10 protein-coding genes and 1 tRNA gene are annotated in these 11,220 nt (G+C 58.7%); 4 read left to right on the top strand and 7 right to left on the bottom strand.

Features of this window, described 5'->3' with window-relative positions; translation table 11 throughout:
• Positions 1-56 precede the first annotated feature (56 nt).
• The 6 genes from Q0O19_RS12290 to cysS all read right to left on the bottom strand — a co-directional run bounded on the left by Q0O19_RS12290 (position 57) and on the right by cysS (position 5,618).
• Positions 57-149 (bottom strand) — tRNA-Ser (locus Q0O19_RS12290).
• 6 nt (positions 150-155) lie between these two features.
• Complete coding sequence (locus Q0O19_RS12295) at positions 156-1,430, bottom strand: aspartate kinase (protein ID WP_295523399.1); 1,275 nt, start codon at positions 1,428-1,430, stop codon at positions 156-158.
• A 161-nt stretch (positions 1,431-1,591) separates the two neighbouring features.
• Positions 1,592-2,548: a tRNA lysidine(34) synthetase TilS gene (gene tilS / locus Q0O19_RS12300; protein ID WP_295523401.1), complete on the bottom strand. Its 957-nt coding sequence runs from the start codon at positions 2,546-2,548 to the stop codon at positions 1,592-1,594.
• A gap of 29 nt (positions 2,549-2,577) precedes the next feature.
• Positions 2,578-3,552, bottom strand: coding sequence for an acetyl-CoA carboxylase carboxyltransferase subunit alpha (locus Q0O19_RS12305; RefSeq protein WP_295523403.1), 975 nt, complete (start codon positions 3,550-3,552; stop codon positions 2,578-2,580).
• A gap of 45 nt (positions 3,553-3,597) precedes the next feature.
• Positions 3,598-4,245: a DNA-3-methyladenine glycosylase 2 family protein gene (locus Q0O19_RS12310; protein ID WP_295523405.1), complete on the bottom strand. Its 648-nt coding sequence runs from the start codon at positions 4,243-4,245 to the stop codon at positions 3,598-3,600.
• Entirely contained in the window at positions 4,242-5,618 is a 1,377-nt protein-coding gene (cysS, locus tag Q0O19_RS12315) for a cysteine--tRNA ligase (RefSeq protein ID WP_295523407.1), read from the bottom strand. Before cysS ends, Q0O19_RS12310 begins: the two co-directional genes overlap by 4 nt.
• 326 nt (positions 5,619-5,944) lie before the next feature.
• On the opposite strand from cysS, the gene Q0O19_RS12320 reads away from it, so the two are divergent.
• The 4 genes from Q0O19_RS12320 to Q0O19_RS12335 are packed head-to-tail and all read left to right on the top strand — an operon-like array spanning position 5,945 to position 8,403.
• Positions 5,945-6,364: a tetratricopeptide repeat protein gene (locus Q0O19_RS12320; RefSeq protein ID WP_295523410.1), complete on the top strand. Its 420-nt coding sequence runs from the start codon at positions 5,945-5,947 to the stop codon at positions 6,362-6,364.
• A 35-nt stretch (positions 6,365-6,399) separates the two neighbouring features.
• Complete coding sequence (locus Q0O19_RS12325; protein ID WP_295523412.1) at positions 6,400-7,089, top strand: peptidylprolyl isomerase; 690 nt, start codon at positions 6,400-6,402, stop codon at positions 7,087-7,089.
• 4 nt (positions 7,090-7,093) lie between these two features.
• On the top strand, positions 7,094-7,600 hold the full coding sequence (locus Q0O19_RS12330) for a peptidylprolyl isomerase (RefSeq protein WP_295523414.1): 507 nt from the start codon (positions 7,094-7,096) through the stop codon (positions 7,598-7,600).
• 11 nt (positions 7,601-7,611) lie between these two features.
• Entirely contained in the window at positions 7,612-8,403 is a 792-nt protein-coding gene (locus Q0O19_RS12335) for a UDP-2,3-diacylglucosamine diphosphatase (protein WP_295523415.1), read from the top strand.
• A gap of 34 nt (positions 8,404-8,437) precedes the next feature.
• Here the strand turns inward: Q0O19_RS12335 and Q0O19_RS12340 are convergent, their stop codons facing one another.
• Complete coding sequence (locus Q0O19_RS12340; protein WP_295523417.1) at positions 8,438-11,197, bottom strand: DUF349 domain-containing protein; 2,760 nt, start codon at positions 11,195-11,197, stop codon at positions 8,438-8,440.
• Positions 11,198-11,220 lie beyond the last annotated feature (23 nt).

Genomic DNA, 11,220 nt, shown 5'->3' on the forward strand with positions numbered 1-11,220 from the left:
GGTGCGGGGCCTGAGGCTGCCTCAAGGCCTGCTGAGCAGGTTTGAGGTCTTTGTACTGGCGGAAACGGAGGGATTCGAACCCTCGATGAGGCTCTACACCCCATACTCCCTTAGCAGGGGAGCACCTTCGGCCACTCGGTCACGTTTCCAGTGGGTCAAATTATAACTGAGGCTTGGTCCAGATCGAAGGCCTTGTGCAGAGCACGCACGGCCAACTCCATGTATTTTTCATCGATCACGACCGAGGTCTTGATTTCGGAGGTGGAGATCATCTGGATGTTGATGCCCTCTTCGCTCAAGCAGCGGAACATCTTGCTGGCGACACCCACATGGCTGCGCATGCCGATGCCCACAATCGACACTTTGCAAATCTTGGCGTCGCCCAAAACTTCTGCTGCACCCAATGAGGGCAGCACTTTTTCCTTGAGCAGGTCGATGGTTTTGGCGTAGTCGTTGCGGTGCACCGTGAAGCTGAAGTCGGTTTTGCCGTCTTTGCTCAGGTTCTGGATGATCACGTCCACTTCGATATTGGCATCGGCCACAGCGCCCAGAATTTGGTAGGCAATGCCGGGCTTGTCGGGCACACCCAACACGGAGATTTTGGCTTCGTCGCGGTTGAATGCGATGCCGGAAACAACGGCTTGTTCCATTTGTTCGTCTTCCTCAAAAGTGATCAGGGTGCCAGATGCGGCTTCTTCGTGGATGTCGATGTCCCAGGGCGTGAAGCTCGACAGCACGCGCATGGGGACTTTGTATTTGCCGGCAAACTCGACCGAGCGGATTTGCAGAACTTTGGAGCCCAGCGAGGCCATCTCCAGCATTTCTTCAAAGCTCACAGTGTGCAATCGACGGGCTTCCGGTACAACCCGCGGATCGGTGGTGTAAACACCGTCCACGTCGGTGTAGATCAGACATTCGGCCGCTTTGAGTGCAGCAGCCACGGCCACGGCCGAGGTGTCAGAGCCGCCACGGCCCAAAGTGGTGATGTTGCCGTGGTCATCCACGCCCTGGAAGCCGGTGATGATGACCACCTTGCCCTCGTTCAAATCGGCCTTCACGCGTGAATCATCAATCGACTCGATGCGGGCTTTCGTGTAAGCGTTGTTGGTTTTGATCGCCACTTGCCATCCGGCGTAGCTGACCGATGGCTGACCTTCGGATTGCAAGGCAATGGCCAGCAAGGCCGACGAAGCTTGCTCGCCTGTGGACGCCAGCATGTCCAGCTCGCGGCTGTAATCGTTGCCCGGTTTGGCCGGTGCCAACTCTTTGGCCAAGCCCAACAAGCGGTTGGTTTCGCCACTCATGGCGCTGGGGACCACGACAATTTGGTGGCCGGCACGCGCCCATTTGGCCACGCGCTTGGCGACATTGCGGATGCGCTCTGTCGAGCCCATGGAGGTGCCGCCGTATTTGTGAACGATCAATGCCATGTGTACTGTTCAAATGAAGAAGAAACCGGCCATCCAGCGTCAAGTGATCTTGTTGCCAGCCCCGGAAAAACCCTCGATTGTAACCACGGGCCTGACACTTTCTTGACCCGTCTGAGCCCGGGCTGCCAGCCGACCAATCGGCGTGTGACCTTGAATCAGGGTCAAACGCTGTGCCAAGCCAAATGCTGGGCCTCACGCGCCATAAAACCTTGTCCCACTTTCAAATGCAACCGATGGCCGCGGGTGGTGCAAGCGGCCAACTGGTCCAGCAGTTCATGCAGTTGCGCGGTGCTGGGCGTGGTGGCGTGGTGTTGACGAAGCCAATGCCGCAAGACCAGCGCTTGTCGGGCTCGGCTGAGTTGCTGCAAAGCCTGAATACGGGGCGGCACACCTACTTGCGCCAGGTCTTGCGCTGCCACTTCATCCAAGACTTCTTGGGCTTGGGCCGCATGGGCGGCGCTGCGGGCAAACGTCTCACGAAATGCGGGCAAGGCCTCAGCTAAGGCGGGCAAGACACGGGCACGGATACGGTTGCGGGTGAAGCGTTCGTCTGTGTTGCTGGGGTCTTCGATCCAGCTTTGTCCTGTGCTTTGCAACCATTCGCGCAATGCTGCCCCCGGCACCCCGAGCAAGGGCCGGTGCCAACTCAAGCCTTGCCGCTGCCAGTGCGCGGGCATGCTGGCCAGACCGGGCAGGCCAGCGCCGCGCGACAAGGCGATGAGCAAGGTTTCAATTTGGTCGTCCGCATGCTGGGCCAAAACCACATCACGCACCTCGGGCCATTCGTGTTGCACCGCTTCGGCCAGCGCCTGGTAACGGGCAAGCCGGGCCGCGTCTTCGGGGCTTTGACCGGGTGCTTGGCCAGCCTGCACACGACGAACAGCGAGAGGCAAGCCCCGTTGCAAGCACAGGTCGCGGCAATGCGCTTCGAAATTGTCGGCAGCCGCTTGCAAACCGTGATGGATGTGCACCGCCCTCACCTGCCCCGGCCAGCGTTGGGCACAGGCCAACAACAATGCTGTGGAATCGGCGCCGCCACTGAAAGCCACGACAAAAGGAAGGCCCGGGCTGAATTCAGCCAGGGCCTGTTCAAGGGGCATCCAAGATTTCAGGGCCATGTGTGAAGCCTGATGGCCCACCTGCTGGTTTATTTGCCTGCTTTGGTGTCGGTGAAGCGCCCGTAACTGTTCAGGCGTTCATAACGGCGCTCCAGCAGATCCTTGGGCTTGAGGTCAGCCACTTGGCGCCAAGCATCGCCCAAGGCACGCTTGAGAAAAGACACCATTTGGTCAGTGTCACGGTGTGCACCACCAACGGGTTCGTTGACGATCTTGTCGACCAGGTTCAAGGCTTTCAGGCGGTGCGCCGTGATGCCCAAGGCGTCGGCAGCCAACTCGGCTTTTTCACTGGTTTTCCACAAAATCGAGGCACAACCTTCGGGGCTGATGACCGAGTACACCGAGTACTGCAACATGAGCACCTGGTCGGCCACCGAGATGGCCAATGCGCCACCCGAGCCGCCTTCACCAATGATGGTGGTGATGATGGGCACCTCCAGTTGGGCCATCTCGAAGATGTTGCGGCCAATGGCTTCGGACTGGCCGCGCTCTTCGGCGTCAATGCCGGGGTAAGCGCCGGGCGTATCGACAAAAGTGAACACCGGCAACTTGAATTTCTCGGCGGTCTTCATGAGGCGCAGCGCTTTGCGGTAGCCCTCGGGCTTGCTCATGCCAAAGTTGCGCAAGGTGCGCTCTTTGGTGTCGCGCCCTTTTTGTTGGCCCAGCACCATGCAAGCTTGACCATTGAACCGGGCCAAGCCACCCACGATGGACAAATCATCAGCGAAATGGCGGTCGCCGTGCATCTCGACAAAGTCGGTGAAGATGCCGTGGATGTAATCGAGTGTGTAAGGCCGCTCAGGGTGACGGGCGATTTTGGTGATCTGCCAAGGGGTCAGATCGCTGTAAATGTCTTTGGTCAGTTGCAGGCTTTTCTTGCTCAGCTGCTCGATTTCGAGGGTGATGTCCACCGCCGATTCGGTTTGCACGTAGCGCAACTCTTCGATCTTGGCTTCGAGTTCGGCAACGGGTTGCTCAAAATCGAGAAATGTTTTTTTGGCCAAGTTTTACTCCTCTGTTCAAGATCGGGTGAACGCCTGGGTCCACCCTCAATACGCCACGGGCACGGGGTCCAGCGAGCGCCAAATATACCAAGTCGCCACGGTGGCGTAGGGGCTCCAGGCTTGGGCCACCTCACGGGCGTCGCTGCGGCTGACCGGCTCGCCCGAAAAATAATTGCGGCTGATGCCATTGATCAAGCCCACATCGTCCAGTGGCAGCACATTGGGCCGCAAAAGGTGAAAGATCAGGAACATCTCGGCCGTCCAACGGCCAATGCCCCGAATGGCAACCAGTTCATCGATGATGGCCTCGTCGTCCATTGCTTGCCAAGCCTTGAAGTGCACACTGCCCGAGCTGAAGTGCATGGCCAGGTCCACCAGGTATTCCACCTTGCGGGCCGACAAACCCGCTGCGCGCATGTCGTCCACCTTGAGTTTGAGCACGCCAGCAGGTGTCAGGCGCTTGGTCAACAACGAAAACCGGTCCCAGACCGACTGCGCCGCCTTGACCGAGATTTGTTGGCCCACGATCGAGCGGGCCAAGGTCACAAAAGCATCGCCCCGAGTTTCCAGGATGGCGTTGCCAAACTGGGGAATGAGCTTTTTCATGACCCGGTCTTTTTTGACCAAGTGCGCACAGGCCTCGGCCCAATACTCGGGCGTCACGGGGATCACGGCAGATGTTGCGGCGTTCATGGCGAAGCCTCCCAAATCGTGCCTGCAGCCGAGTCTTTCAAGACAATGCCTTGAGCGAGCAAGTCGTTGCGGATGCGGTCGGCTTCGGCAAAGTTTTTGGCCTTTTTGGCGTCGGCACGGGCCTGAATAAGCGCCTGAATGGCCGGTTCGTCCAACCCCGCCCCCGCTTGCAGGTACACGGTGGGGTCGGTTTGTAACAATCCCAACACACCGCCCAGGGCCTTGAGCAGGCCCGAACGTTCGGCAGAGCCCGTGCGGTTGACCTCGCCCGCCAGTTCAAACAGCACGGCTACAGCCTCGGGCGTGCCAAAGTCTTCGTCCATGGCCGCCTTGAAACGAGCGGCCATGGGCTCGTTCCAGTCGAGACTCAAGTCGCCCGGCGGCACGGCTTGCAAGGCGGTGTAAAGGCGCTTCAATGCACCTTTGGCATCGTTCAGGTGCACGTCGCTGTAATTGAGCGAACTGCGGTAATGGCTGCGCACGATGAAAAAACGCACCGTCTCGGCGTCGAATTCTTTCAACACATCACGGATGGTGAAAAAATTGCCCAGGCTCTTGGACATCTTCTCGTTGTCCACATTGATAAAGCCGTTGTGCATCCAAAAACGTGCCAAAGGCTGACCGTTGGCCCCTTCGCTTTGGGCGATTTCGTTTTCATGGTGCGGAAACTGCAGATCGGCCCCGCCACCGTGGATGTCAAAAGTCTGGCCCAGCAGTTCGCACGCCATGGCCGAGCACTCGATGTGCCAACCGGGACGGCCCGTGCCAAACGGACTGTCCCATTTCACATCTTCAGGCTCGGCGGGCTTGGCGCTTTTCCAGAGCACGAAATCGAGAGGGTCTTGCTTGTCCGTCTCCACGGCCACGCGTTCACCCGCATTCAATTCGTCGAGCGACTTGCCCGATAACTTGCCATAACCCGCAAACTTGCGCACAGAATAGTTGACATCACCGTTGCCCGCACGGTAAGCCAAGCCTTTTTGCTCCAGCGTGCCGATCATGCGGAGCATCTGGGGTATGTAGTCGGTGGCCCGAGGCTCGTGCTGAGGTCGCTCAATGCCCAGGGCATCGGCATCCTGGTGCAAAGCATCGATCATGCGGTCGGTCAGGTGGCGGATGGTTTCGCCGTTGTCGAGTGCGCGCTTGATGATCTTGTCATCGATGTCGGTCACGTTGCGGACATAAGTGACTTGGTAAGCACTGGCTTTGAGCCAGCGTTGAACCACATCAAAAGCGATCATCGAACGGGCATGGCCCAAATGGCACAGGTCATACACCGTCATGCCACAGACGTACATGCGCACATGGCCAGGTTCAGCAGGCGAAAACTCAGAAACTGCACGGCTCAGCGTGTTGAATATGCGCAGACTCATCTCAAATCAAGGTATTTCGAAACACAAACACCCCACAAAAACAAGCCGGATCGGCTCCGGGTCGGGAAAGGGAGGTGCGGGAAATTCAGTTTAAATTCAGTCGCCTTACACGTGGGCAACAGGTCTCGGGGCAGCGGTGCGGCGACAAGGCCTCCGCTACAATGACATTCAGTATATCCCCGACAGGGGCCCTGCTCCCAGTTCTTGGTGGCCCTGATGGCTTCCTATTTCCGCGCATGCACCCACTCATTCCATTTCTCGTGATGTGTTGCTTCGCACTCTTTGGTGCAAACAGCCACGCAGATGTTTACAGCGATGTAAACCGCTTGCTTGGCGCACAAGAATGGGCCAAAGCGCAAGTCCAAGCCGAGCAGCACTTGAAAACCCAACCTACCGACCCTCAAATGCGCTTGTTGATGAGCCGCATTCAGGAGGGTCAAGGCCTAGCGGCGGCGGCCATGGCCACATTGCAAGGGCTGACCCAGTCATTCCCCGAATTGCCTGAACCCCACAACAACTTGGCCGCTCTGCTGGCCCGTCAAAACCGATACGCCGAGGCCCTGCTGGCCTTGCAAGCCGCAGTGCGTGCGCGACCTGACTACGCGACCGCGCTGGAAAACATGGGTGATGTGTATGTTGCCCTGGCCATTGAAGCCTATCAAAATGCAAACAGATCCATGCCCCAACCACGGACCGCCAACAAACGATTGGCGGCCGAGCAACTTTTGAAAGCATCTGCCCCTTGATCGCTCGTGCGTTATTGCGTCTTGATTGAAAACCCATGAACCCATTTCGCTTTTTGACAACTTGGGCTTTGGCCCTTGCCCTGCCCTTGGCATTGGCATGGCCCCTGGCCAGTGAAGCCCAAACGGGTGCCGTCAGCAAAGTTCGGATCAGCACCACGGCGGGGGACATTGAAGCCGAGTTGTATGCCGACAAAGCCCCCAAAACCGTAGCCAATTTTTTGCAATACGTGAACGACAAGCACTATGACGGCACGATTTTTCACCGGGTGATTGCAGGCTTCATGGTGCAAGGGGGCGGCTACGATGCCCAATACAAAGAAAAGAAAACCCGCGCTCCAGTGCCACACGAAGGCCGGCAATCCCTGGCCGCAGGCCTCAAAAACACCACAGGCACACTGGCCATGGCCCGCACCAACGACCCGCAATCGGCCACCTCACAGTTTTTCATCAATGTGGTGGACAACGCGTTCTTGGACCCTACCCCCATCCCCGATGGCGATCCGGTCGTCAAATTTGAATACCAAGGCCGTGTTTACGAAAAAGTGTCTCGTTCACAACTCTTGAATGCCCCTCAATTGTTTGGCTATACCGTTTTTGGCAAAGTCACGTCCGGCATGGACGTGGTCCAAAAAATCAGGACCACCCCCACTGGGGCGGGCGGTCCTTTCCCTTCGGATGTCCCTCGGACACCGGTCCTCATTCAATCCATCACTTTGTTGAAGTAACTCCATGAGCAACCCACAAGTCGAACTGCACATCACCGGCTACGGTGTCATCACCCTCGAACTGGAGGCAGAAAAAGCCCCCAAGTCGACCGAAAACTTTTTGGCCTATGTGAACAAGGGCCATTACAACAACACGATTTTTCACCGTGTGATCCCGGGCTTCATGGTTCAAGGCGGCGGTTTTGAACCCGGCATGGCCCAAAAGCCCACCGATGCCACGATCGACAACGAAGCCAACAACGGCCTGAAAAACGAAGAGTACACCGTGGCCATGGCACGCACCAATGCGCCGCACTCGGCCACTGCGCAGTTTTTCATCAACGTGGCCGACAACGGCTTTTTGAACCACACATCGCCCACCGCACAGGGTTGGGGATATGCCGTGTTTGGCAAAGTGGTCAAGGGCACCGAAGTGGTGGACCAGATCAAAGGCGTGAAAACCGGCAGCAAAGGTGGCCACGCTGACGTGCCCAAAGAAGACCTCGTGATCGAAAAAGCCGTCGCCCTGTAACAGCCCACACCATGTCCGCTGATCCGCGCACCACCGCGCCGAGCATCGGCCAGCTGACAGCGCCCGAGGCATGGCAAACCGTAGACCTGATCTCGGACTTGCACTTGCAAGCTTCCGAGATGGCCACTTTTGAGGCTTGGCTTGCCTATATGGCCAGCACCCCCGCCCAAGCGGTGTTGATACTGGGTGACTTGTTCGAGGTCTGGGTGGGCGACGATGCCGCAGCCCTTGACCCATTCCTACAACGCTGCGCTGACGTTTTGCGTCAAGCCAGCCAACGACTGCAGGTGGCTTTCATGCCCGGCAACCGAGATTTCCTGGTGGGCAAGGATTTTCTATCGGCTTGTGGCGTTCGGTTGTTGTCGGACCCCACTCTGCTGGCGCTTGGCGAGCAACGCATTTTGCTCAGCCACGGAGATGCCCTGTGTTTGAACGACAAACCCTACCAAGCATTCCGCCTGCAAGCCCGCGACCCCGAATGGCAGAAATCATTTTTGGCCCAAGCTTTGGCCGAGCGTCAAGCCTTTGCGCGCCGCTTGCGATCGCTCAGCGAATCCCAAAAACAAGAGGGCATGGCCTTTGCCGATGCCGATCCCGAAATGAGCCAGTTGTGGTTGAGCCACGCCAATGCCGATCGGCTGGTGCACGGCCACACCCATCGGCCTGCCGACCACCCGATGGGGACATCCCAACGCCATGTTTTGAGCGATTGGTCACTGGACCACCCTCCTTTGCGCGCTCAAGTCATGCGGCTGGAGCGCCAGGGCGAGATGAGCCGCATTGATCATCTGCCCCTTGGATAGGTCAACACCAGCGCATTGAACGCCAATCTAACGATCAGCTGCGCAAGAGGTTCTTCAACACGTTTTGCAGACGTCGCGCTGTGGCTTCTTCGTGCGGCCCGGACAAGACCTGCGCCACATCCTGACCCCATGTTTGGTTCGGGCCGGGCTGGTTGCGCTGGGTGAGCAATTGCAGCTGCAAAGCACGGCGCTCGTTCAGGTGGTCGGCTGGTGTGGGCACCTCAGCGGCCATTTCCAGACGCAACAAAGCGGTGGTTGCGGGTGTTTGGGCGGCGGTGTTGACCGCCTGGGCCCAAGCTTGGCGGGTGGCTGCATTGATGGCCTTGCCCAACTCTTGCGCGCTGGGCAGGGCCTCGGCCTGGCGGTCTTGCCAAGCCGTCATCAAACGGCTGAGTGTTTCGCCATGGGCTTGCGCTGCCAGTTTGCGCAGCGACATTTCGGCACGCTCCATGGCTTCACGCTGAGCGCGGAAAGCGGCATCGCCCAAGCGGGGGCCTCGGTCATCACGGAAATCACGACCTTCACCGGATGCGCCGCGCTGACCCCGATCACCCAAACGGTCACCACCCGAGCGAGCGCCCCGCTCGCCGGGCCGGCCATCACGGCGGGCATCACGCCCGTCACGTCCCCCAGCAGCTTCTGTTTTCTTTTGGCCAGGCCGGTCGTCGCCACGCACGGCCACCACGGGTTTTGGGGGCTTGGCGGGTGTGGCGGGGGCTGGTGCTTCAGCAGGTGCATCCGCTTGGGCGGCGGCATCGACGGCAGAAGTCGGGGCTGATTCGAGCGATGTTTCAGCGGTGTTTTTTGGCGAAGACTCGGCATCAGCAACAGGCGCAGCGGTGGGTGCGGGTGTGGATGATGCGGAAGATTGGGCCGCGTGCATTTCTTGCGCTTGGCCGCGCAAAGCAGCATCCAGTGAGGCCATGGCTGCACGAATTTTGGCCGCATCGCCACCGGCATTGGCCTCATCCAGCGCTTTGGACGCATCGAGGACCGTGCGGTCGCGGGCAGTTAAAGGCGCTGCAAATGCTTGGCGGTCTGTCCCTTTGCGCTGGAAGGCCTCGTCCAGTGGCGCACGGAACACCTCCCACAACTTTTGCTCGGTCTTGCGGTCCAAAGGAACCGCTTGGGCTTCGACTTGCCAGCGTTGCTGCAAAGCTTTGACCGCGTCCACACGCAAAGCAGGCGCAGCGCCCACCTCACGCGCTTCGTTGATCAAGGCTTGGCGACGTTCAACGCTGGCTTTTTGGGCCGCCTCAAGACGAGAAGCCGCGGCTTTGAAGATCGACTTCCACTGCGACTGCATTTCGCCAAAGGATTTCTCGCTCAGGTGACCGGCATTGCGCCAACGGTCGGCAAACTGATGCAAAGCCCGCAATTGGGCACGCCAGTCGTCGCTCTGTGCGTTGGCATCCGTCCAGGCTTTGACCTCGTCCATCAACGCCACACGCTGGGCGCGATGGTCGGCAGACTCTTTTTTCATCTGCTCGAGCCAAGCCAAAACCGCTTTGTAGGCTTCGTTGCAAGCGGCGTCGAAACGCTTCCACAAGGCATGGTTGGGCAATCCGCCTTGGTCGGTTTGTTTCCAGCTGTCACGCAATTGGCGCAGCTTGTCTTGCATCTTTCGACCACCCACGGTGGGTACTTTTTCGGCGTCGAGCAAGCCTTCGGCCTGGGTCACCAAACTCAGCCTGACCTGATCGGCCAACCAGCGTTGCCAGCCTTCGCCGTCACCCGCAGCCATCAGAGCCAAGTGAAGACGCTCATCCAGGGTGGTGTCCAGGTTTTTCGCGTGGGTTTTGAGCACCGCGCGCAAAGCGGCCGCGCCTTCGGGCAAGGCTGCGCCCAAACTTTCGGTGATTTGTTTTTCAAGTGCTTCCAGGGCTTCGGTCACGGCCTTGACGGCTTCCTCACGCAAAGCTTGGCGCTGCGCTGCATCCATTTTGGGTTTAGCAGGTTTGACCTCTTTGGCGTTTTCTGCCGTTGGTGTGACCGAAACGGCGTGGGGTTCGGCGGCCAACACCTGCGTGACCACATCCCCACGCAATCGCCGAATTTCTTCGGCCCAAACAGGCACGGAGGGCAAAGCCACAGCCGCATCGCTCTGGGCTTCTTGGGCCAACACCAAAGCGGCAGAAAACCCCTGCCAAACCGCTTGCAATTGGTTCAGGGCCGTGTCCAACTGAGCCGGAAACTTGGGGTCAACGCTCGGCCAGACAGCGTTAAGCGTCAGCTGCTGGGCTTGTGACTGCCACTGTTGCACATCATTTTGCAAACCGTTGAGCGCCATATGGGCCTCTGCGATCGGCTTGGTCGAAAGTACTTCGATGCGCTGGGCCAAGAGCACCGCAGATTCACGCTGCACCATCACTTGGTGCTGCAAGTCTTCCACGCCTTTGACCACTTCGGCCAAGCGAATCTTCAAGCTGGACAAGGGTTCGCGCGAGAGCGGCGCACCGGCTTTGGCCGCATCGCGTTGCCAGGCCATGGCATCGCCAATGTTCAGGCGCGGTGCTTGCAACAATTGCTCGGCTTTTTGGGCCCAATCGCTGGCCAATGCGTCTTGACCCAACATGCGTTTGAGCTCGTCGAGTTTTTCCTTGAGCACCTTGGCTGCGCCTTTGTCACGCGAAGACATTTCACGGTAAACCTCGGCCAAGAGGTCGGCAGAAGGTTCAGTGGCGAGCCACTCACGCAAACGTGCGCTTCGCTCGCCCGAGGTGGCGGCATTGAATGCGCCCCCGGTGGATTGGTCAAGGGCAGCTAAATCAAGGGGCTTGGATGGAGAGGTCACGGTAAATGCTTTAAATCTCGGTT

The organism is Limnohabitans sp. Rim8 (assembly GCF_945869175.1).
Taxonomy (GTDB): Bacteria; Pseudomonadota; Gammaproteobacteria; order Burkholderiales; family Burkholderiaceae_C; genus Limnohabitans_A.